20 protein-coding genes are annotated in these 21274 nt (G+C 61.0%); 4 read left to right on the forward strand and 16 right to left on the reverse strand.

Annotated elements, in window-relative coordinates; genetic code table 11:
* Positions 1-18 precede the first annotated feature (18 nt).
* The gene (locus R4P65_RS04815; RefSeq protein ID WP_317825638.1) at positions 19-1542 is read left to right on the forward strand and encodes a long-chain fatty acid--CoA ligase; all 1524 of its coding nucleotides are present in this window, start codon (positions 19-21) and stop codon (positions 1540-1542) included.
* A gap of 19 nt (positions 1543-1561) precedes the next feature.
* Here the strand turns inward: R4P65_RS04815 and R4P65_RS04820 are convergent, their stop codons facing one another.
* The 3 genes from R4P65_RS04820 to R4P65_RS04830 form a co-directional block, all read right to left on the reverse strand.
* Positions 1562-2626: an acyl-CoA dehydrogenase family protein gene (locus R4P65_RS04820; RefSeq protein ID WP_317825639.1), complete on the reverse strand. Its 1065-nt coding sequence runs from the start codon at positions 2624-2626 to the stop codon at positions 1562-1564.
* On the reverse strand, positions 2623-3750 hold the full coding sequence (locus R4P65_RS04825) for an acyl-CoA dehydrogenase family protein (RefSeq protein WP_317825640.1): 1128 nt from the start codon (positions 3748-3750) through the stop codon (positions 2623-2625). The genes R4P65_RS04820 and R4P65_RS04825 overlap by 4 nt, the downstream gene beginning before the upstream one ends.
* A 504-nt stretch (positions 3751-4254) precedes the next feature.
* Positions 4255-4809, reverse strand: a complete 555-nt coding sequence (locus R4P65_RS04830; RefSeq protein WP_317825641.1) for a helix-turn-helix domain-containing protein — start codon at positions 4807-4809, stop codon at positions 4255-4257.
* Between the two features lie 546 nt (positions 4810-5355).
* Here R4P65_RS04830 and R4P65_RS04835 point away from each other — a divergent pair.
* A complete protein-coding gene (locus R4P65_RS04835) occupies positions 5356-5922 on the forward strand; it encodes a hypothetical protein (protein ID WP_317825642.1) in 567 nt (188 codons plus the stop codon).
* Positions 5923-6021: 99 nt separating this feature from the next.
* Here R4P65_RS04835 and R4P65_RS04840 read toward each other — a convergent pair whose 3' ends face one another.
* The 8 genes from R4P65_RS04840 to R4P65_RS04875 form a co-directional block, all read right to left on the reverse strand.
* Positions 6022-6639, reverse strand: coding sequence for an alternate-type signal peptide domain-containing protein (locus R4P65_RS04840; protein WP_317825643.1), 618 nt, complete (start codon positions 6637-6639; stop codon positions 6022-6024).
* A 41-nt stretch (positions 6640-6680) separates the two neighbouring features.
* Positions 6681-8348 (reverse strand): signal peptidase I, encoded by a 1668-nt coding sequence (locus R4P65_RS04845; protein ID WP_317825644.1) that lies wholly within the window; start codon positions 8346-8348, stop codon positions 6681-6683.
* 7 nt (positions 8349-8355) lie between these two features.
* Positions 8356-8952 (reverse strand): SipW-dependent-type signal peptide-containing protein, encoded by a 597-nt coding sequence (locus R4P65_RS04850; RefSeq protein ID WP_317825645.1) that lies wholly within the window; start codon positions 8950-8952, stop codon positions 8356-8358.
* Positions 8945-9580 (reverse strand): signal peptidase I, encoded by a 636-nt coding sequence (locus R4P65_RS04855; protein ID WP_024488237.1) that lies wholly within the window; start codon positions 9578-9580, stop codon positions 8945-8947. The genes R4P65_RS04850 and R4P65_RS04855 overlap by 8 nt, the downstream gene beginning before the upstream one ends.
* Positions 9577-10131 (reverse strand): hypothetical protein, encoded by a 555-nt coding sequence (locus tag R4P65_RS04860; RefSeq protein WP_317825646.1) that lies wholly within the window; start codon positions 10129-10131, stop codon positions 9577-9579. Before R4P65_RS04860 ends, R4P65_RS04855 begins: the two co-directional genes overlap by 4 nt.
* 3 nt (positions 10132-10134) lie before the next feature.
* Positions 10135-10686, reverse strand: a complete 552-nt coding sequence (locus R4P65_RS04865; protein ID WP_317825647.1) for an alternate-type signal peptide domain-containing protein — start codon at positions 10684-10686, stop codon at positions 10135-10137.
* Between the two features lie 515 nt (positions 10687-11201).
* Entirely contained in the window at positions 11202-12797 is a 1596-nt protein-coding gene (locus tag R4P65_RS04870; protein ID WP_317825648.1) for an amidohydrolase, read from the reverse strand.
* On the reverse strand, positions 12794-13753 hold the full coding sequence (locus R4P65_RS04875; protein ID WP_317825649.1) for a DMT family transporter: 960 nt from the start codon (positions 13751-13753) through the stop codon (positions 12794-12796). The genes R4P65_RS04870 and R4P65_RS04875 overlap by 4 nt, the downstream gene beginning before the upstream one ends.
* Positions 13754-13804: 51 nt before the next feature.
* Between R4P65_RS04875 and R4P65_RS04880 the strand changes: the two genes are divergently transcribed.
* Together R4P65_RS04880 and R4P65_RS04885 are read left to right on the forward strand one after the other, a co-directional pair.
* Entirely contained in the window at positions 13805-14362 is a 558-nt protein-coding gene (locus tag R4P65_RS04880; protein WP_317825650.1) for a TetR-like C-terminal domain-containing protein, read from the forward strand.
* Between the two features lie 206 nt (positions 14363-14568).
* Positions 14569-16209 (forward strand): ABC-F family ATP-binding cassette domain-containing protein, encoded by a 1641-nt coding sequence (locus R4P65_RS04885; RefSeq protein WP_317825651.1) that lies wholly within the window; start codon positions 14569-14571, stop codon positions 16207-16209.
* Between the two features lie 68 nt (positions 16210-16277).
* On the opposite strand, the gene R4P65_RS04890 is transcribed toward R4P65_RS04885, so the two are convergent.
* The 5 genes from R4P65_RS04890 to R4P65_RS04910 form a co-directional block, all read right to left on the reverse strand.
* Positions 16278-16766 (reverse strand): nuclear transport factor 2 family protein, encoded by a 489-nt coding sequence (locus R4P65_RS04890; RefSeq protein WP_113682517.1) that lies wholly within the window; start codon positions 16764-16766, stop codon positions 16278-16280.
* 27 nt (positions 16767-16793) lie between these two features.
* Positions 16794-18107: an MFS transporter gene (locus R4P65_RS04895; RefSeq protein ID WP_317825652.1), complete on the reverse strand. Its 1314-nt coding sequence runs from the start codon at positions 18105-18107 to the stop codon at positions 16794-16796.
* Between the two features lie 76 nt (positions 18108-18183).
* Positions 18184-19641 carry an FAD-dependent oxidoreductase gene (locus R4P65_RS04900; RefSeq protein WP_317825653.1) on the reverse strand — a complete coding sequence of 486 codons (1458 nt, stop codon included), beginning with the start codon at positions 19639-19641 and terminating at the stop codon, positions 18184-18186.
* Complete coding sequence (locus R4P65_RS04905) at positions 19638-20420, reverse strand: SDR family oxidoreductase (protein WP_317825654.1); 783 nt, start codon at positions 20418-20420, stop codon at positions 19638-19640. Before R4P65_RS04905 ends, R4P65_RS04900 begins: the two co-directional genes overlap by 4 nt.
* Positions 20413-21249, reverse strand: a complete 837-nt coding sequence (locus tag R4P65_RS04910; RefSeq protein ID WP_317825655.1) for an SDR family oxidoreductase — start codon at positions 21247-21249, stop codon at positions 20413-20415. The genes R4P65_RS04905 and R4P65_RS04910 overlap by 8 nt, the downstream gene beginning before the upstream one ends.
* Positions 21250-21274 lie beyond the last annotated feature (25 nt).

A 21274-nucleotide genomic window follows, 5' to 3' on the forward strand; every position in this document is an offset into this window, starting at 1 on the left:
ACCCGCAGAAGGAATCGCATGCAGCTGACTCAATTCGTTCACCGATCCCTGCGAGCATCACCCGATGCGGTGATGACGATCTTCGACGGCCGGCTGCGCACGTGCCGGGAATCGGTGGACCGGATGAGCAGACTCGCCGGAGGGTTTCAGACTTTGGGCCTGCGCACCGGTGACAGAGTCGCAATCTTGGCATCGAACTCCGACTACTACCACGAGGCGCTCCTGGCCTGCTGGTGGTTCGGAGCAGTGGCCAGTCCGGTCAATTCTCGCTGGAGCACGGCGGAAATCACGTACGCCCTGGAAGATTCAGGATCGACGGTATTACTCGTGGACGAGAACTTTGCTTCCGTCGGATCTACCCTTCGCGAGGCGTGTCCGGGCCTGACCACTGTCGTCCGCTGCGGCAGCGGCCCGGTTCGCGACGGAATGCTCGACTACGAACGGGTGATCGCGGAGGCGACTCCGGTCGACGATCTGCGCGTCGGCGGCGACACGCTGGCACTACTCCTCTACACCGGCGGGACCACCGGAGTGCCGAAGGGCGTGATGATCAGTCATCAAGCGCTGATGACCTCGGCGCTTGGTACTCTCGCGGCAGGCAGCGTGGCTGTCAGCAACGGAACGAACCTCGCGATCAACCCTCTGTTTCACATCGCCGGGATAGTTGGATGGTTGGCTCAGTCGCTGATGGGTGGCACCCAGGTGTTCATGCCGAACTTCAGCCCACGCACGTTCCTCGAGGCCGTTGATCGCCATCGCCCGACAACTGTGGGTCTGGTGCCGACGATGCTTCAGATGTTGGTCGACTACGAAGACTCGACCACCTATGACTTGTCCAGCGTCAGGATCCTGAGATACGGCGCCTCGCCCATTTCGCCGACGCTTCTCGAACGAGTCATGCAAATGTTCCCCAACAGCTCGTTTGTGCAGGGCTACGGGATGACTGAAACCGCGCACATCAGCATGCTGAGCCCGGCTGATCACCTCGAAGGTGGTGATCTCCTCCGCAGCGCCGGTCGAGTACTGCCGCACTGCGAGCTGAAAATCGTCGACCCGACCGGCGCGGAACTCCCACCCGGCGAGGTGGGCGAAATCGTCACGTTCGGCAGCCACGTCATGCTCGGATACTGGAACAAACCGAAAGAGACCGCAGAAGTGCTCCGCGACGGGTGGATGCATACCGGCGACGCCGGATACCTCGACGCCCGCGGTTACCTGTTCATCGTCGATCGCATCAAGGACATGATCGTCACCGGTGGCGAGAACGTCTACTCCACCGAGGTCGAAAACGCTCTGGCACAACATGAATCCGTCGCGGCCTGTTCCGTGATCGGCCTGCCCGATACCCAGTGGGGCGAGCGTGTCCATGCCGTAGTCGTCCTTCGGCATGGTTTCGACGCCGACGCCGACGAACTGCGCGCTCACGTGAAAACGCTGATAGCCGGTTACAAATCTCCGCGTACCTTCCAATTCGTCGATGCATTGCCACTGTCGGCAGCAGGCAAGATACTGAAGCGCGATCTTCGTTGCAACGCAACGTAATCCTCTACGACAGTCAGGATTACAGCTGCAATGTCGGTTCTGGGTCAGTAATCAAGCGGTGCAGTGAGGGCGATGCAGCTACGGCCTCTCCCAGTTGCGTCGCGCTCGCGATTTCGTCGCCGAACTCCGATCGCCAGGCATGCAGTCGTCGGGTGAGTTGTTGCAAGCGGTATTCGCGGGTCATGCCGATCGCACCGTGTGCCTGGTGGGCGGCGCGCACGCTCGCGAGCGCATTCTGCGAAACCACCAATTTGGTTGCACACACTTCGAAGTCGGCGTCGCGACGGGTGAGCGCGTGCGCCGTGCGATCCACGGCCAGTGTGGACATCGATGCCATCTGTGCGAGGGTGACGATGTGCTGCTGGACGGCTTGGAATTGCGCGATGGGCCTGCCGAACTGCACCCGCTCAGACACGTAGCGCCGGGTCAACGTCGACACCGACTCCATGGCTCCTGCCATCTGTACCGAGCGCAAGAACGCGCCGAGCCTGCTGAGAATCCGTGGGTCGACCAAGTTGTCACCATCGACAATCCGCGCTTCTGCGAACGTCAGGCTCTGACGCGGTTGCCCGGCAAGATCCGTCCCTCCACCGATCTCGGCGTCGGAGATGTTCAAGAGTACAACGCGATCACCGAGAACTGCTGCCAGCACTGATGCGGCGCTACCCCACGGCACATCGTGAAAGGTGCCCGACAGGAAACCGTCGTTGATGCGACGCACATCGTCGCGCTGCGATCCCGGGGCGACCGTTGCGATTCCGGAGGGCACGGATAACCCGGCCGCTGTTGCCAGCCTGCCCGCGAGGTACGTCTCGGCGAGCGGCAACGGCGCAGCGTGCCTCGCAGCGGCACGCTGGACAGTCACGGCGTCGAGTAGCGAGCCACCGGAACCACCAACAGATTCGGGAAGACCGACCAGCGGCAACCCCAGTTCCACTGCCGCGCTCCATAATCCGGTGGGCAGACCGTCGATCTCCGCCTGCGCTACCACCTCGGTGCCGGACTTCTCGGCGAAAAATTGCTCGACCATCGATTCGAGGTCGGCGTCGAATGTGTACGCGTTGATCTCTGACCCCGAATTCATCGGTTCAACCCTTTCACGATCACGGTGCGGAGAATTTCATTGGTGCCGCCGCGAATCGACCACGACGGCGCCACCAGCACGGCCCGGGCGAGCAATGACTCGTACGGATCGTCGGAGGCAAGGTCTGGAGCCCGTCCGAGGTGCCGCGCGACGGTCGCAACACAGTCCTGTTCGAAGCGTGTTGCCATCTCCTTGATCAGCGCGGCCTCTGTGACCGGCGAGCGACCGGAGTCGACCATCCGTGCAATGGACAGCGACATCCCACGAAAAGCCCAGCAGCGCGCCGTAATCGAGCCCAGATCGGCCAGGGCCGCGGGACCGCCCTGCGCCGCCTGGTTGGCTGCCCAGTTCTCGAGGACCGGCATCAGCGACATCCAGCGGTCGACGCCACCTCGCTCGAGTGCGAGTTCACCGGTGTTTTGTCCCCAGCCCGCTCCGACGTCTCCGAGGCGACGCGAGTCCGGCACGAAAACGTCCTGGAACGACACCTCGCAGAAGTCCTCGCTTCCGTCGATGAACGGAATGGGTGCGACGGTCAGGCCCTCGCTGTCGCGATCGACGATCAGTTGAGTGAGTCCGTTGTGCTTGTCTGCCGAGGTTCGCAGCAGGGCGAGTATGTGTGTGGCGTGGAACGCGCCGGTGGTCCAGATCTTGGTGCCGTTGACTTTCCAGCCACCATCGACACGTTCGGCGCGAGTGCGTACCGATGCCAGGTCCGAACCCGAGTCGGGCTCACTCATCCCGATCGAGAACGAGAACTCACCGCTCGCGATACCGGGAAGGAAGTACCGCTTCTGTTCTTCCGTGCCGTTGGCGGCGATGCTCGGACCCGACTGTCTGTCTCCGATCCAGTGATAACCGACCGGCGCTCCCCGCGCGAGAAGTTCTTCGACGACGACCAATCGATCAACCGCTGACCGCCCGCCCCCGCCGTATTCCTTCGGCAGTGACATTCCGAGCCACCCACGGCTACCGAGATCTCGCGAGAATGCCGGATCCACAGCCCCGGACATCCCGAGTCCGAGTGGGTAGCTTCCGGGGGTGAGCCGCTTGTCGAGGTACTCCCGTACTTGTGCCTGAAGATCGAGTTCCTCGGTCGTCAGTTCTGTTGCGTCGAAACGCATGAACGTCTCCGATCAGTTGAATGTGTCGATCCGCCACCAGTGGCGGATCGACGAAATTTTCATGCACCCAGCAGCAGGGCGCAGCCGATCTCCAACAGTCTCTCCGACAGGTCGTCAGGACGGAAGAAGTTGGCGGCTCCACAACCGTCAGAGCAGCACTGACGGTAATCCTGGCTGTCGCGGGTTCGAGCCCCGGACGAACGCCGTCGAGCACCTTGACCCACAGCGCGACGTACTCACGTTGATTCTGTTCACACGTGCGGCGGATATTGTCCGATAGTTGGTCGAGTTCGCTGATCAACAACCCGATCAAATAACGCTCGTTGATCGCGAAATCGATATGTGCGACAAGCAATCCGGACAGCGCGTCCTCCGGCCCGGTTGACGGTCTCCTTCGCGGCAGCGGACAGGCTTCAGGGTACCCAGTCGAAGAACGAATGCATGATCAGAACCGTCTACAGCTGCGACCGACCCGTTGCACTGTTCACGAACGCGAAATCCTTCTCAAGAGCCGACGAACGACTCGACCATCCGTCGTTCGGCGGTCTTGTCTGCGAGAGGCCATGCCAACAGCATCAATACGATCCGAACCACCCACTGCGACTGTTGACCTTCGGGATCCAATCCGGCAAGTTCCAGTGCAGTACGCGGCAGCGGCGGCGAGGACGCAAGATACTCGTCGATATCGTTGGCCCGCGCTGCCGCAAGGCCGTGGCTCATGGCAGCGTCGGATCTGATCGCGTTGACGGCGACGAGAATCGACTCCACGATCCGCTCGTCGCCGTGCAGTGATTCGACGGCAGCCGCAACCTGCCTCGCCACGGAAGCCGCACCTCGGGACAACAGCCCTTCACGAATCGCGGACTTCCCACCCACGTAGCGGTAGAGCGTTGCCCGCGAACAGCCTGCGCGCAAAGCGACGTCCTCGGCGTTGAACCGATCGAATCCCTGTTCTCGAATCAGCTCTGCTGCAGCCGCGAAGATGCGCTCGGTAGCGAGTTCACGACGATTACCGCCGGCCAGCCAATCGGCGGCGTGGCGCTCGTTCGCACCGGTCACTCTCCCTCACCTCGTCTCACTCTGAGACAGATTCAGTCAGAAATCTGAACGCTACGGAAGGCGGGGAGCCTCTGACCTGGGAGAAGCATGGAAGTCTGAATGTGCGTGAGATTCTCTCAAAATACCAGTTCAGAGGTCTTTTCTACCTGTTGACTTCTCCTTCCTGGCCGTGAAATCTTCCCTTCGCGACACCATCGAGGCTCGACATCAACCCATTCCTCCCGTCGAACATCGACGACCCGTACCCGCTCTACGACGTACTCCGCCGCGAGCACCCCGTGTACCGAATTCCCGATACCGACTTCTATCTGGTGTCGACGTGGGAACTGGTCACCGAGGCCGTTTCCTGTACCGAGGACTTCTCCTCCAACCTCACCGGCGTGCTGGTCCGTACACCGGACGGTTCGGCCCTGACCTTCGATATGGACAGCGGCGGGCAAGCTGTTCACGTTCTCGCGACTGCCGACGAGCCCGACCATCAGCACCAGCGCAAACTTGTCCTGTCCGACACTGGTCACCAAACGCATACGATCACTCGAGCCGACGATGCTCGAGAACACGCAGCAGTTGCGGGACAACAGCTTCGACGGTCGACAGATCGAATGGGTCACGTCGGTAGCGGACACACTGCCGCTGCAGATGGTTGCCACACTGATCGCAGGTGCGGCAAACTTCTACGTCGGAGATTACGAAATCAGCGACGGCATGGAAGCATTCCTTCGTGTCGACGTAAACGGCGTTGCCGGCAATCCGCTCACCGTCACCGGCAATGTCGCCACACCGGGGCCCCAGTTGAACTCGGTCCGCCTAGCACCGGGTGAAAACGCCAAGGTTGCCTTCGTCATCGAAATGCCCTTCGAGGCAGGGAACTCTTCGCAGAACGGCAGTATCACGCCGAACTGGAGCGTGGACCTCACGCTCGATTCCACCGATACCCCCGTCACGCCCGGAGGAACCGGATCACTCGATTTCGGTTCCCTGAGCTCCGGTTCGACTGACTTCGGCTCGGCGAGCTTCGGTTCACTCGACACCGGATCAGTGAAGACTGGATCTGTCAGCTCAGGATCGCTTGATGTCGGGTCGCTCGGCAAGCCGGTCACATACATCGGATAAGTAACCCCTACAACAACTCACAAAATGAGGCCGGGTGGCAGATCTGCTACCCGGCCTCACTTCTGAACAGCTACAGCGCTCGCGTTACCCGCACCGACATCATGCGGGAATCTGCACCAGGTTCACGTCGAATCGCGCCAAATTCAACGACTGATTCATCGACAACGCTGTCGCGGTATCCTTGTCGAAGGTAAAACGTATTGTCACGTCAACGATCTTGCCGTCCTTCGACGTACTGACCACAGTTCCGTCGGCACCGACAGGCACTGTCACCCCATCGAGCTTGACTTCGGTGACCGGCTTCAGCTGGGCAACCAGCGCAGCTCCCCCGGAGACCCCCAGATCACTGGTCGACAACTTTGCCTTCATTTCAGTTCCCTTGATCTCCAACGCGAAACTGGCGTGATAGGTCAGAACGTCGCCCGGGACGACAACCATGGTCGAAAGGTCGATCGGACCGTTTTGGTCCGTCCATGTTGGTGCGGCGACGGTTTTCAGCGCCAACGAACCGGATTCGACCGGAGTAGTCACGACAGGGGTAGTTGTAGCCGGAACCGACGTAGTCGTGGTGGGCTTGCCACCGCCGGACGAACCCAACGAGCCGGTATCAGCACAGCCTGTCAGGAATGCTGCTCCGCCGAGCATGACCAGCGATACGCCGATCATTTTGGCACGTCGCGCATTCCATCGACTTGCGGGAACGATGCGATCATTCATCCGAACTCTCCAGTCCCCGAATTCCGTCTCTTCTGTATGCATCACTTCTGCCCGTCGATCCAGGCAGCGATCTCTGCGGGAGCTTCGCCGGAGGGGTTCTTCTCCGAAACACCTGTTGCGGCATTGACTCGATACACGTTGGCGCCGTCCACGATCCACAGCTCATCTGCGTCGGATTGCCACATCGCCGTTGCGGTAGCACTCACCGGCGTGCTCGACACCTCTGCACCCGAACTGTCGGTGACCACCACGGCGACGCTGGCACCGTCCTGCATCAACGTTGCGCTGTAGCCCGTCAGCGACGTTTCCGCCGCACCCAAAGCCATAGGCGCTTCCTTGGTGGTGGTTGTCGTGGCAGTTGCATCGGTTGTTGTCGGGGTTGTCGACTGAATCGTAGTGCTGGTCGAGGCTTCCGTTGTCGTGGTGGGACCGGTCGTGGTTGTCACGTCAGCCGTAGTGGGAGCCGTCGTCGACGTGCCTGTCGTTGTCGGTGTACTGGACGTGGTGGTCTCGGCAGCCGTCGCGGTTGTCGGAGCAACTCCGCGTGCAAGCTGCTCAGTTTCAGCGACAGCCGCGCCGGCGATCGAGCCTGCCTCACCTTGGCAATAGATGCTTGTCTGAGACGCAGGTTGGCGTAGGTTCCACCCTCGCCAGTCCGTTGACGATTCGCCCGTGATTCGGTTGATCGTGTAGATGCGAAGCGTGTACGTGTATGAGTTGAAAACGCTGTAACCAGCATCTGTGTAGTAGATAGTGGATGAGACCTGGGTTCCTACTGCGGCACCGACACCGGGATCGTATCCCCATGTTTTCATCCACGAGTTTCCGTTGTAGTACCGCGCCTCGTAGCGATATTGGGGACCTATGTGACTCCACTTAACAGTGGACGATTGAGAGCCACCTATGCCGTTTGTCGTGCAACTGACGCTGCTCGTTGCGGGATTGATCTTCCCGCTCACGGTAATGGCACCACTCGTTGCGACGGCAGTGTCTGTGAAAGCCGCTGCGGTGCCGCTCACCTGCGTAACACCGATCAGTGCAAATGCCGAAACACCGAGAACCGCAAGCTTTCGGAGCGAGAACGCCGAGCGATGTCCGCCTGTCCCGCTGCTCGAAGAAACCATCGGAAACTCCATCGTTGCAGCGGCTTCCGTGTCCACACTGCCAACTCCTCCACTCGGACCGTCATCCGAATCCTTGCGGCGAGAGTTGGGCCGGAAGGCAATGATCACCAATCCGCCGACCAACGCCCCGCCGAGGAAGATCGCGAGGGGGCTGGAGAGCCAAGCAATTGCGTAGCCCAGGCCCCCGACGCTGAAGAAAATGCGGTCGGCTTCGGTGATGAAGTAGGGCTCCACGTCAGGCTTGGCATTTGCGTCACCCTTGAGAGTCACCGTGACGGAGTTACCAGCCTGCTGGTCAAGTTCGTACACGCGGTGTGTGATGCGCGTGCCCTGTCCGTTGACGACGCTTACTACGTCGCCCACTGAGAGGTCGGTGGCGGGCACGGTTCGGGCCAATGCCAAGGAGCCAGTGGTGATTTCGGGAGACATCGAACCCGAACGAAAGACGAGCGGCTTGATGCCGAACAGCATCGATGCCGCGGCGGCGAGAACACAGATGAGTCCAGCCACCGCCCCTATTGTCAGCGCGAGTTCGCGACCGGCATGTGCCGATCTCGAACTGCCGGGAGTTGTGTGATCAGACATGGTCACCTCAGGCCGTCGTCGCCGCGAACTGGAACGAAACATTGATCGACTTGTTCTGTTGTGCCGAAAGCACTCCCGTATCGAGCGCAACCTTGAAACACAGAGTTTCAGAACCTGTATTCGCAGCCAACTGACGTCCTGTTGTGATGATCGGAGTCGCGGCAGTCGTCGACAAGCCGACCGGGCCGGCAATCGGGGTTGTGCAACTCTGATCGAGAACAGTCACCTTCATAAACGGGGCAAGCGCGGCCTCGCCTGTTGCGGTTGCTGCCATGGTGTATTTGAACTGTGCCGCGCCAGTGTTCTGTACAGGCAGAGTTGCCGTGACACTGTCGCCGGGCATCATGCCCGTCTTGGTCAACGCGGTGAAGCCGTAAGCAGTCGGATCTCCCGGGTCACCGTTGAGCTTCATCTCGATCGAACCGGTGCTGAATACGCCGGAAGTCGCTGTAGCGTTGTCAGTCCACGCAGCAAGAGTGCCAACGGCACCGAGGCCCAGGACAATTCCCACCGACATGATCGCGCGTGCGCGACCGCTGGTTGCGCCCCGGACCAGACGTGTACCGAGCGGGGCGGGCGCCTGCTGCTCCTCGTGCTTAGACATGGCTGTGCCTTTCTTGCTGCTCAACTCGAGGCGCCGGCGCACTCGGTTCGGAAGGTTGGGGGTCTGCAGACGCAGATCGCCGCCGGGTACGGTCACGGACCGATCCGACGAACATGAACACGGCATAGATCGACAGTGCGCCGACGACTACCGTCAGCATCACCGAGCGCATCTGCCCCGTGATGGCGTTGTACACGTACCCGATGTACGGCACGCTGTACCACACCTTGCCGCGAATCTGCTCCGGTACAACGGGATTCTGATCCGCTATCGGATTTGCATCGCCTTGTGTGACGAAGGTGAGATCACCGGCGGAGTTGAGTCGCACCATCGTGATTCGGTGCGTAACCACATCGGGCTTCCCCGACTCGATTTGGTAGGTGATCGCATCACCTGCCTGCAATTGGGCAGCGTCCTGCGGTTTAACCACGATAAGGGTGCCGGGTGGATAGGTGGGCTGCATCGAACCTGTCAACACAGTGAAGGGCGTCGACCCCGTCAAACGTGGAACAACGACCGTCGACAACAGAATCGCCAGAACACCCAGCAGCAGAGCCCACGAGACGATATTGCGGATCCACCACCAAGCGCCGGTTCTCTGATCAGAACCCTTCACTGCGTGCGTCATACCGACTCCGCTTCGAATGAGAAGTGCACACTCGTGGAGACACCAGAAGCAACGTCAGGACCGACAGTGCCACGCAGGCACAAGATATCGGTACCGCCGGCAGCGACAGTGCGCCATCCCGGAGCTGTCGGTACCTGAGCACCGACCATGGGCCCGTCGTAGATCGCGGTGCCGGCAGTTGCGCCTTGGGCGGGGCAACCGGCCTCTGAAGCCACTGGCGTCACCGCGAGTGAGAGCGGAACATCAGCGGAAGACTGCGCGACGTTCTGGATCCGGTAATTGAGAGGAACATTTCCGGAGTTGTGAACTGTCAACGGAGCCTGTGCATATGCGTTGGGGAACATACCGGTGGCGCCCAGAGCAGTGAAGTCGTAACTGCTCTGGCCGCTACCGGCACTGCCCACCGTCAGGTCGAGGATCCCGGACTGGATCGTGCCACCGGACAGTGTTTCAGCGGCCGTCCACCGCGCGCTGGTCTGCTGCACCGATACAAAGATCAGTCCGATGACCAGCGCGGCGGCAGTTGCCCACCAACGGTAGTGCTTACGCAAGCCTTAGGCCTGATCGAGAGTGACGTTGAAGTTCGTCAGATCGACCTGGCTGTCCTGCGAACTGTTGGTTGCTGGAGTCTTCGTGAAGTCGAAGACAACATTCACGCTGACGACGTTGTTGTTGTTCGCGGAAGTGATGACAACGCCTGTTCCGTTCGTCGGCAACGGAGTCGCTCCGACCGTCGCTGTCGTGACCGGAGCCATCTCGGCCTTCAGGGTGCCGGTTCCCGTGATCGTCGAAGCATCCGCCTTGAGCGTCGCGCTCAGATTGTTGCCCACAGCACCGATCTTGACGGAGCCGGAGTAGGTGAGGACGTCGCCAGGCGAAACCTTGAATGTGCTGATGGTGACGGGGGCCGCGGTACCACCATTGACAGCTGCGTTCGAAACCGTCCACGACGGGGTTCCTTCGGTCGTCAGCGTCAGCTTGCCCGAAGAAATCGTGCCGCCGTTCAGAGGCGCGTTTGCGTTCCACGCCGCCATGGTTCCCGCGCCACCGGCGAGGAGAAGTGCTGCTGCACCGGCCGCGACTGCGCCCTTGGTTGCCTTGTTCATGGAGAACACTCTTTTCGTCTGGTCCCCGTGGCGGGGAGCTTGCAGGGTGAGAAAGCTGGTCGGATCCAGTCATGTGCGCCCTGGTACGGGCAGAGGGTTTCGTTCATCCGTGGTCAGTGAGGGGTCGTAGCGGTAAGTGCAGAGCGAGAGCGTGTTGCGGAAAGATTGCGAGCCGTTCTCGCGAACGGGCCATTCCTCTCTCGTGCTGTCGACGTCCGCTTGCGTCGTTTAGATTTTTACCACACGTATCAGTAATTTTTGGCGAAAAGCTGGTCGAATGTCCAGAAGATCGTTGAAACCTGAACTTGACTAAAGAATCGCCTCTCAACTGGAGCATTAGAAAAACCCTGCGCTTTGTTGCAACCCGTTTGCTGAAGTAACCTTCGCCCAGATGGTCCTTAAAGTCCGAATGTGGACTGAAACATGTTCTACAAACTTTTGGTTTGTTTTGGAAATCGCTCGACTGCCGCCACTTGGAGAGCAGCGACAATCGAGCAACAACTAAGGCGGAGGCCCTACGCCTCGAAGACGGTCTCACCGCCGACAACCGTGCGCAGGACCGACAGTTCGTTCAATTCCTGAGAAGCGCTCCGCAACGGATCTCCGTCGAGCACAACAAAATCCGCCAAAAGTCCCACCGCTATCCGACCTTTGTCCGATGACTCACCGGTGAGACGAGCGGCAGCACTCGTGTAGCCGGCCAGCGCGTCGGACGTGGAAACCCGTTGCTCCGCACCCAGAACATGACCTTCTCGCGTCACTCGATGTACGGCTGTGTTCATGGTGAAGAGCGGGTTCACCGGAGTGACAGGGCAGTCGCAATGCAGCGCGTAGGCAAGCCCCGCCGCCACGACCGAGGCCACGGGGCTGATCCGCTCGCCGCGGCCCGGTCCGAGGAACCGATCACGGTGCCGGTCACCCCAGTAGTAGACGTGGTTCACGAAGATCGACGCCACCACCCCGAGTTCGACCATTCGCGCGATCTGATCTTCCCGCAACGTCTGAACGTGCTCGAGTCGATGTGTGACCTCGACGTCCGGGTGCGCTGCCCGCGCCGCGGCAATTGCGTCCAGTGCAAAATCGATGGCCTGATCACCATTGGTATGAATCGCAACCTGCCGGCCGGCAGCGTGATGTTCCTCGACGAGCGCCCCGAGCGCACCTGCCGGGATTGCCATTCCGCCGCAGTGGCATCCATCGAGATCGTGGTACGGCTCGGTCAGCGCAGCAGTATGCAACTGGATCGACCCGTCCGAAATGAGTTTGACGCCACCCACCTGGACTCGGGTCGTCGGATCGGCGAGTTCGCCCAACTGATCGTGAACCCCGTGGCCGAGATAGAGGCGCGCACGCAGCCTCAGGTCACCTTCAGCATCCAGTTGCCGGTACGCCTCGTACATCTCGGCCGTGACGTACATGTCGTGGAAGCTCGTCACGCCCACCGACGCCATGACTTCCTGCGCCCGCAGCATCGCGATCTTGGACGCATCCGGGTTCATCTCCGGAACAAGGCCGTGCACCAGAGACATTGCCGGAACCTCGCACAGTTCACCAGTGGGTACACCGTCACTGTCGCGAACGATGACACCACCCTCCGGATCGACCGTTGCGGAATCGATCCCGGCCTTCTCCAGCGCGACCGAGTTGACGTAGATCCCGTGAGCAGACAAGTGCCGCACCAGAATCGGATGCTCGGTGGAAGCCTTGTCCAGATCAGCCGCGGTCAGGCCTCGATCTTCCGCCACGAGGCTGTCGTCGAAGCCCCACGCTTCGATCGGATCACCGACTGGTGTGATCGCGGCCCGCGCAGCCAACGCCGTGATCAACTTCTCGATGGTCGGGCACGCACTTGTCGTTGCGTCGACCCCACTGAGCATCAAACCCCACATCATCGGATGAAGGTGCGTCTCGATGAACCCCGGCACAACCACCGCGCCGGCGAGATCGACAACGGAAGTGTCGGAATCGGTCAGCGCCGAGATCTCGGCGTCAGTTCCGAGGGCAACGAATCGGCCGTCCTTGACCGCCACAGCGGTCGGGTTATCGCCGACCGGACCGTCCATGGGCCTGAAGTCGCCGTTGATGTAGATGTGGCCAGCCGCCGTGGTCATACGCTTGTCTCCATTCGTTTTCCGACAACAGTCGTCGAGGACTTCTTCGCGGGTATCCGCGTCGCCACAACCACTCCGGCCAAAATCATTCCGGCACCCGCGAGTTGGACGAGAGTTGGGGTCTGCGCGAGCAGCACCGCGCCGAACACCATCGCCGACGCCGATTGCAACACAAGGCTGGCGGCGACTGCACTGGCAGGCAGACGCTGACTGGCGCTGGCCACGAGCAGCCACCCGATCACCTGAGACACCAACGCGAGCAGCACAAGCCAGCCTTGAGCTGCGAGCGAAGGCGTCAGATCCAAAGTTCCGCTCACGAGGCCGTAGACACCTGCCGTGAGGGCAGTGGCTCCGGTCGAGACGAACATCGGCAACGCCGTTCTGCCCGCCGCCCGAGTAGCCAGCCCCATGAGGAAGATGTAGACCGCGTAGGCACCTGCGGCGATCACGGCAAACGACGCTCCGACAGCAGGATTCGACCCTGTGAGCGTTGTACTCGTCCCGGCTACCAGAGCAACTCCGACAAAGAGCAACGGAAGGCTGGCGACCAGTTCCCGGCCGATCCGTTGGCGCAGAACAACATAGCCGAGGATTGCGACGAACAGCACCTGCAGGTTCAGGATCACAGTCGAAAGACCTGCTCCGATCGAATGAATCGACTCGTGCCAGAGCACCAGATCGATTCCGAGGAATGCGCCGGCGAGTAGAGACTTCACGATCCAGGGCGCCGCCGTCGACGCTCGTGGTGACCGGCGGCGCTGGACGAGCACGAGCACGCCGAGGGGGATGAGCGCATAGAGACACCGAAAGAATGCACCCGTCGACGGAGACACTCCGGAGAGTTCATAGAGCACCGAGGTCAACCCGAGGATGCATGCACCGGTGACGACTACGCGCAGGTCACGACGGCGTAGTTGATCGCCGGACGGCACGCGTGGCGATACTTCATCACTCATGGTGATAATGTATCACCCGCATGAGGCCTGTTATACGGGGAAGATGCGTGCATGAGAACTCCGGTTACCCGTGAACGCGTGATCGCTGCCGCAGCCGACCTGGTCGACATCAAAGGGGCCGACGCTCTGGTACTGAGTCAACTCGCCGAGACCCTCGACGTCCGGCAGTCAGCCCTGTACAAACACGTCGACGGGGTCGACGACGTCCACCATCAACTCAGTCTCTTCGCACGCAACCTTCTGGCAGAACAACTGCGCGCCGCCGCGGTCGGTCTCTCGCGCGACGACGCCGTCATGGCGCTCGCAGACGCGTGGCGTGCCTTCGTCCGAGCGCACCCCGGTCTCTACGCCATCACCGATCGCTACCCCACCGCTCCGCATCCCGATCTGGTCTCGGCCGTCGGCGAGGTGGTCGACGTCATCAACAAGGTGATCGCGGGATACGGTCTGAGCCCGGATGATTCGGAGCAGGCGGCGTGGTCTCTTCGTAGCGCGCTGCACGGTTTCTGCATCCTCGAATCGGTAGAAGGCCAACCGGCAGGAACCGACCCTGATCGGGTGTATCGACGACTGGTCGAACTTCTCTGCGCCGGTATTGCTCGTATGTAAATACGCGCTCCTGTTATCGTCGGATGAAACGACACAGACCAAAAGGATCAGACATGGTTGGTGAACTCGACATCTCCGGATAAACCGGGCATGACGGCCACCGGCAGACGCCTCGGAGCGCAGCCGTCGTGGCCATGTTGTCGTTCACTTACCCGACTCCTTGCGGAGCAGCGTTGCCGCGCCCGCACAACACCTGAGGTCTATTCATGTCCGATACCTACATCGTTTGCTCGAATCTGTCTTTTGCCTGGCCGGACGACACTCCGGTCTTCGACGAATTGTCATTCACCGTGCCCGGCGGCCGAACCGGGCTGATCGCCCAGAACGGCGTCGGGAAAAGCACTCTGCTCAGATTGATCGCCGGCCAGTTGCGGCCACGCGCCGGCAGTGTGTCCGTCGACGGCGTTCTCGGATACCTTCCGCAGGACCTGCCGCTGACGGGCGATCTGACCATTGCCGAGGTCTTGGGCATCGCCCCGACGCTCGCTGCGTTGGACGCTGTCGAATCCGGGGACACACGAGAAGAACACTTCACGACAATCGGGTCCGACTGGGATATCGAGGAACGAACGCGAGCCCAACTCGGTCGACTCGGTTTGGCCGAGATGACGTTCGATCGTCGCCTCGACACTCTGAGCGGCGGGCAGGTCGTCTCGCTCGGACTGGCGGCGCAACTCCTGCGACGCCCCGATGTCCTTCTCCTCGACGAACCCACCAACAACCTCGACCTGGACGCGCGCCGCAGGCTTTACGACGTTCTCGACGACTGGAGTGGTTGTCTGTTGGTAGTCAGTCACGATCGAGGACTACTCGACCGCATGGACCGCATCGCCGAACTTCACAGTGGCGAGATCAGCTTCTACGGTGGCAATTTCACCGACTACGAAGCTGCGGCACGCTCGGCTCGCGAAGTGGCGGAGAAGAACATCCGCAACGCCGAGCAAGAGGTCAAGCGCGAGAAGCGCGAACTGCAGCAGGCCCGAGAACGCGCTTCACGACGCGCAAGTAGCGCTGCCCGCAATCTCGGGAACGCGGGCTTGCCCAAGATCTTTGCGGGGACCATGAAGCGCAATGCTCAGGAGTCGGCCGGCAAGGCCAACGAGACACACCTCGCCCGGGTCGACGCGGCAAAGGAACGACTCGACCAAGCCGGTCGAGCTCTCCGAGACGACCAGACCATTTCGCTCGAATTGCCGGGAACCCACGTACCGGCTGGCCGGACGGTATTCCTCGGCGAGCGAATGCAATTCGCGTTCGACGATCGCGCGATCTTCACCGACCCCGGAGCTGACCTGGCCATTCGAGGGCCGGAACGTATCGCCCTGACCGGGCCGAACGGCGTCGGAAAGTCGACGTTACTGAGAATCGTGAACGGGGACTTGGCGCCGACTTCCGGTGAGATCAAGCGAGCCGACGGTCGGGTGGCCTATCTGTCGCAGAGACTCGACCTACTCGACCCCACGCGCACCGTCGCCGAGAACTTTGCATTGTCTGCTCCAGGCCTTCCGGCACCGGAACGCATGAACATCCTGGCGCGCTTCCTCTTTCGTGGCGCGGGCGCTCATCTACTAGTCGCTGCGCTCTCTGGTGGTGAACGATTGCGAGCTACGTTGGCATGCGTTCTCTTCGCCGATCCAGCCCCACAACTGCTGCTCCTCGACGAGCCGACCAACAACCTCGACTTGGTGAGTGTCGCTCAACTCGAAAGCGCCCTGAACGCATATCAGGGGGCATTCGTGGTGGTCAGTCATGACAAGAGATTCCTGGCCGAGGTGAAGGTCCAACGCTGGCTGAGGCTCTCGAACGGCTGTTTGACCGAAGTCGCTGCACCGGATGTAGTGGACTGATCAAACGCTTAACAGGCGAAAGGCCTTCACACACATCGTGTGTGAAGGCCTTTCGTCTGCACGGCCGGTCAGGGAGTTCTGGTATAGACCGGGTCGTCGAAGGATCGGCGTTGGGTCACCCAGTCAGTGGGCAGAACGTTTTCGATCACGTCTTCACGGGATTCGTCGAACACGACGATCCGATCGGCGATTCGCCACTCACCACGGCGCCTTTCGAACCTGTCGACGTAACGGCACTTGATCGTGGCAAGCGTCTGCACCGAATCCGTACCGGAACGCTCCTGCCGCAGAAAACACAAGCAGTACGACTCGCACTGAGCGACATCGCCGTTGACGTCTATCAGTATGTTGGAAATGCAGTGAATCGAAGAGTCGATCGTCTTGTGCCTGAGCTTCATGTCTTCGATGAGCCCGTCGACGGTTCCGATGTAGCCACCGTGGTTGTCTATCGCGTCGTCGAAGTAGCAGAGAGCTACGCTGTCGAAATCTTTCCGATCGACGGCCCGAGCGTAGCGATACAGAACTTCGGTGATTTCTTGCTTGTCAGCGAGGGACACGGTCAGGCTCCTGTTCTCACGAGGTGATCAATCAACCTGCAGTTCAACACCCTTGGTCTCCTTGATGAAGAAGACCGTGACGAGGGTGATCACGGCACAGAACACGAAGTATCCGGCCGGGGCGAGAGAGTTACCGGTCAAGCTGATGAGATAGGTGGCGATGAATGGCGCGGTGCCGCCGAGGAACATGTTGGTAACGTTGTTACCCAGGGCCAGACCGCTGTATCGCACAGATGCTTTCAGCATCTCGACATAGGTCACGTATGAAGCACCGTTGACAACGGAAACACAGATGAAGAGAACAGACTGACCGACTACCGCCTGCCAGATACCTGACCCTGCCATCATCATGAACATCGGGATACCGAGAACCACTGCGGCGGCACTACCGGCGAACAGCACCGGCCGACGCCCGTACTTGTCTGCCATGTAACCCGAGATCGGCAAGGTGATGACGCCGAGAACCAGTGCAAGGGAGGTGGAAAGGAAGGCAACCCGCGACGAATGACCGCCCGTGGTCTGCAGGTACGTCGCGGCATATACCGAGGCGATGTAATAGCCACCAGTGATGAGTGCGCCCAGCATGATGATCTTGACGACGCTGCCGCCGGAGGTGCTGAGCAGTTCCCGGATGGGAAGCTTCTTGGTCTCACCCTTGTCCTGCAGTTCTTCGAACTGAGGAGTGTCTTCCATCTGGCTACGGATCCAGATACCGATGCCACCGATCAGCAGGCTGAGCAGGAACGGGATGCGCCAAGCCCATTCGAGGATCTGTTCTTGCGAAAACACCGAGGTCAGGCCGAGGGCCATGAGCGAAGCTGCCAGCGAACCCAGGTAGGTGCCGGTGTTGACCATCGACGTCTGCGTCGCACGCCACCGTTTGGGAGCGGACTCGGAGACAAACGCGTTGGCGCCGCCGAGTTCACCGCCGGCCGCGAAGCCCTGAAGGCAACGAGCCAGAACGAGGATGGACGTGGCCCACACACCCAGCGTGGCGTACGTCGGCAGCAAGCCCATTCCGGCTGTCGCGAGAACCATCAGGAGGATGGTCCAGGACAAGGCGTTCTTGCGGCCGTACTTGTCGCCGATGTGGCCGAAGAAGATTCCGCCGGGCACACGTAGGAAGAAGGCCACCGCGAACGCCGCGAAGGTACCGAGCAGTGCTGCGTTCGGGTCGTGGGAGACGAAGAACAGCGCGGCGATGGTGGTCGCCATATACCCGTAGATACCGAAGTCGTAGTACTCGACGACGGTACCGACGATGGCCGCGCGAATTACCTTCGTCGTCGACTGTCGTTCGGTTGCCACGCTGCTGCCCTCGGTGAATTCGGCTCTCGCCATGGTCTCATTCTCTGACATGTTGTTCCCTGCCTGGATTGGATACTGACTGGATTCGGTGCCGCGCAGACGTCGGACGTCAGGAGTGCGCGATGGAATGGACCGGTGCGCTGTCAGCGCTGGTCCTGGTGTAGTTCGCCGCATTACGTCCCGCTACGCGGCCCATGGTCAAAGCGTTGGCAACTGCATTGCCGCCGCCCACGTATCTCAGTCCGAGGATTCCGGCGCCGGCCTCACCGGCCGCGTACAGACCCTCGATAGGTGCTCCCGTGCTGCCGAGTACGGCCGCATCGGTGTCGATCTCCATTCCCGCATGCGTGCATACGAGCTCTGCAGGAAGGATTTTCGCGGCATAGAACGGTGCAGTCGCAATAGGATCCGGGTTGCCGACGGCGCCCTTGTTCCGCAACGTGCGATGACGGAGAAAGTCGTCGTCGTGGCCGCTGGGCAGTTGCTCGTTCCATCGACGCAAAGTTTGGGTCAGCGTCGCAACCGGAACACCCGTCGCCACTGCGAGGTCTTCGATCGTGTCAGCGCGGATCGTGCCACCGGCGGCAACTTCTTCCTCGATGCGTTCGGGATTCCAATCGGCATATCCCGGAGCCAGATTCACGCGAGCGTTCTCGTCGAAGATCATCCACCCGTATCCGCCCTGATGGTCGATGATGCCGGTCGAGACGGCGTACGAGCTGTCCTCGTCCATGAATCGACGGCCGTTTTGGTTGACGTAGATCCGTGACTTCGGCGGAAAACCGGCCTGCCAGTGGTGGAATCGCTGGAAGTAGACGGTGGGCAGCATCAGACCCCAGCCGTCGCCCGCCAGGGAAGCGCCGAGGTCTTCGGCAAAACGAAGATGGTCTCCGCGACTCCCCTCGGCTGCGACGACGAACAAGGCATCTCCGGCCTTGTTCGCGTCCGGGAAGTGGCGTTCCACCAAACCCGGATCTTGCGCGAATCCACCGGAGGCAACAACGACGGCGCCCGCAGGCACCTCGATGTCGTCGGCGACAACGCCGACAACCCGACCGTCTTCCTCGATCAGCTTCTGCACCCGTGTTCCGAAGATGACCTCGATCCCGTGCTTGCGACGAGCCTTGTCCAGCACTTGAATCAGTCCGTATCCCTGATCCTTCGGCACGTGGCCGCGCCAGACGTCCTCGACGCCGGCTTGGGCGAGCCCAGGTTGGTGTGCGTTACCCGAGATCGCCGCGGGAACCTCGACGCCGAGTCCGATGAGCCATTCCAGTGTCGGGCCGGCGTTTTCGCAGAACGCACGAATCAACCCGGGTGAGAGCATCCACTGGTTGAGGTCCATGTAGTGCTGGAAGAACTTCTCTGCCGAGTCGTCGACTCCGAGGCCTGCCTGCACGCTTGTTCCGGCGGCTGTGAAGATTCCGGCCGACAGCGCAGTGGATCCACCGAGTTCGGTTTCGGACTCGAACAGCAGAACGGATGCGCCTTCTTCAGCCGCCGACACCGCAGCGGCGAGACCTGCTCCGCCGCCGCCGATGACAACGACGTCCCAGTGCTCGGTCATGAGAGTTCTCCAGTCTCCGCGATGATGCGGTGGTAAAGACCGTTCGACACCAACCCGCCGTCGACAGTGAGTTCCGTACCGGTGGTGTAGGTCGAACTGTTCGAGAGCAGGAACAGCACTGCTTCGGTGATCTCGTCGAGAGTTCCCATGCGTCCGAAGGGAACCGACTTCAGTGACGCGGCGACGAAATCGTTTGCGCCGCCGAGCAGCGCCGTACCGACCAGTCCCGGGTGCACCGAGTTGACGCGAATCCCCCACTGTGCGAAGTTCCCCGCGGCCGACTTCGACAGACCGGTCAGACCCCACTTACTCGACGAGTAAGCCGGAGAAAAGTATCCGATCTGACCGGCGATGGACGAGATGTTGACGATCGATCCACCGCCACTCTCACGCATCAGCGGCGCCACCGCCTTCATACCGTAGAACGGGCCGAAGAGGTTGATCTTCATGGTCAGTTCCCAGATGTCGTTCGGGGTGTCCATGAATTCGAGCCGACGCGAGATGCCGGCGTTGTTGACCAGTCCGCCGAGTTCCCCACGGGTGGTGCGAATTTCGTCGACAACCCGGTCCCAGGCATCGGCATCGGCGACGTCGAGAAGATGAGCGGATGCCGATCCGCCTGCGGCGACGATGTCGTCGACCACGCCGGATGAATCCGAAACATCGGCAATGCAGACGTGCGAACCGCGCGCGGCGAGAGTGCGCGCGTGATGCGCTCCCATCCCGGCAGCACCGCCGGTAACGAGAACGACGCCGGGATATGTCGTGGACTCAGACATGCCGCGAACCACCGTCCACCGCAATGCTGTGCCCGGTGACGTAACGCGCGCTGTCCGAGAGCAGGAACAGCAGCGGGCCGAAGACCTCTTCGGGCGAGCCCAGACGATGCAGCGGTACCGCGTCGAGTGCGTTCGCGAGCGCGATCGGATCTTCCTGGACCCACTTCGTCATCGCCGTGTCGATGTAGCCGGGCGCAATGGAGTTGACCCGAATACCCTTGTCGCCGAACTCCACTGCGAGAGACTCCGTGAGGTGCGCAACGGCAGCTTTCGACGTGCAGTATGCGCCTCTCCCCTTCCGCACACGCAGCGCAGACACCGAGGACATGTTGACGATGGCGCCGCCGGGACCGAGGTGGCGTGCCGCGGCCTGAGCACCGTAGAGCACTCCTTCGACATTGACACTCAGCGTTGCGCCGATCTGCTCCGGGGTGATCTCCTCGGCCAGCGCGAACGGGAAGATACCCGCATTGTTGATCCAGAAATCGACCCGGCCGAACTCCTTCAACGCCAACTGCGCAAGCAGTTCGTGCTCGTCCGGCTTGGTGACGTCGACCCGAGCTCCGACGACGCGACCCGGCCTGTCCGCCAGTGCATTCGATTCCAGGTCCGTATTGATTCGTGCGGCCGTGGCGAGCATCTGCTCTTCGTTGATGTCGGCGCCGACGACATGTACGCCGCGTGTTGCCAGTCCTTCGGCGAACGTCGCACCCATCCCCTGAGCCGCGCCGGTCACCACTGCGACCTTGCCTGCCAACTCCGGGTACACCGCCGACATCTGCGTCACTACGGTACGGCCCGGGTTCGTCTGGTCAGAGCTTTCGGTCATGATGTACTTCTCCTACTGAATATTG

This window comes from Rhodococcus sp. IEGM 1318, assembly GCF_033142465.1.
GTDB classification, from domain to species: domain Bacteria; phylum Actinomycetota; class Actinomycetes; order Mycobacteriales; family Mycobacteriaceae; genus Rhodococcus_F; species Rhodococcus_F qingshengii_B.

Excerpts from the sequence above, each read along its gene's own strand:
- R4P65_RS04820 (WP_317825639.1), bottom strand. The coding sequence starts at position 2,626 with ATGAATTCGGGGTCAGAGATCAACGCGTACACATTCGACGCCGACCTC.
- R4P65_RS04905 (WP_317825654.1), bottom strand. The coding sequence starts at position 20,420 with ATGTCTGAGTCCACGACATATCCCGGCGTCGTTCTCGTTACCGGCGGT.
- R4P65_RS04865 (WP_317825647.1), bottom strand. The coding sequence starts at position 10,686 with ATGAACAAGGCAACCAAGGGCGCAGTCGCGGCCGGTGCAGCAGCACTT.
- R4P65_RS04855 (WP_024488237.1), bottom strand. The coding sequence starts at position 9,580 with ATGACGCACGCAGTGAAGGGTTCTGATCAGAGAACCGGCGCTTGGTGG.
- R4P65_RS04815 (WP_317825638.1), top strand. The coding sequence starts at position 19 with ATGCAGCTGACTCAATTCGTTCACCGATCCCTGCGAGCATCACCCGAT.
- R4P65_RS04840 (WP_317825643.1), bottom strand. The coding sequence starts at position 6,639 with ATGAATGATCGCATCGTTCCCGCAAGTCGATGGAATGCGCGACGTGCC.
- R4P65_RS04910 (WP_317825655.1), bottom strand. The coding sequence starts at position 21,249 with ATGACCGAAAGCTCTGACCAGACGAACCCGGGCCGTACCGTAGTGACG.
- R4P65_RS04845 (WP_317825644.1), bottom strand. The coding sequence starts at position 8,348 with ATGTCTGATCACACAACTCCCGGCAGTTCGAGATCGGCACATGCCGGT.
- R4P65_RS04885 (WP_317825651.1), top strand. The coding sequence starts at position 14,569 with ATGTCCGATACCTACATCGTTTGCTCGAATCTGTCTTTTGCCTGGCCG.
- R4P65_RS04835 (WP_317825642.1), top strand. The coding sequence starts at position 5,356 with ATGCTCGAGAACACGCAGCAGTTGCGGGACAACAGCTTCGACGGTCGA.
- R4P65_RS04870 (WP_317825648.1), bottom strand. The coding sequence starts at position 12,797 with ATGACCACGGCGGCTGGCCACATCTACATCAACGGCGACTTCAGGCCC.
- R4P65_RS04825 (WP_317825640.1), bottom strand. The coding sequence starts at position 3,750 with ATGCGTTTCGACGCAACAGAACTGACGACCGAGGAACTCGATCTTCAG.
- R4P65_RS04900 (WP_317825653.1), bottom strand. The coding sequence starts at position 19,641 with ATGACCGAGCACTGGGACGTCGTTGTCATCGGCGGCGGCGGAGCAGGT.
- R4P65_RS04875 (WP_317825649.1), bottom strand. The coding sequence starts at position 13,753 with ATGAGTGATGAAGTATCGCCACGCGTGCCGTCCGGCGATCAACTACGC.
- R4P65_RS04895 (WP_317825652.1), bottom strand. The coding sequence starts at position 18,107 with ATGGCGAGAGCCGAATTCACCGAGGGCAGCAGCGTGGCAACCGAACGA.
- R4P65_RS04850 (WP_317825645.1), bottom strand. The coding sequence starts at position 8,952 with ATGTCTAAGCACGAGGAGCAGCAGGCGCCCGCCCCGCTCGGTACACGT.
- R4P65_RS04880 (WP_317825650.1), top strand. The coding sequence starts at position 13,805 with ATGAGAACTCCGGTTACCCGTGAACGCGTGATCGCTGCCGCAGCCGAC.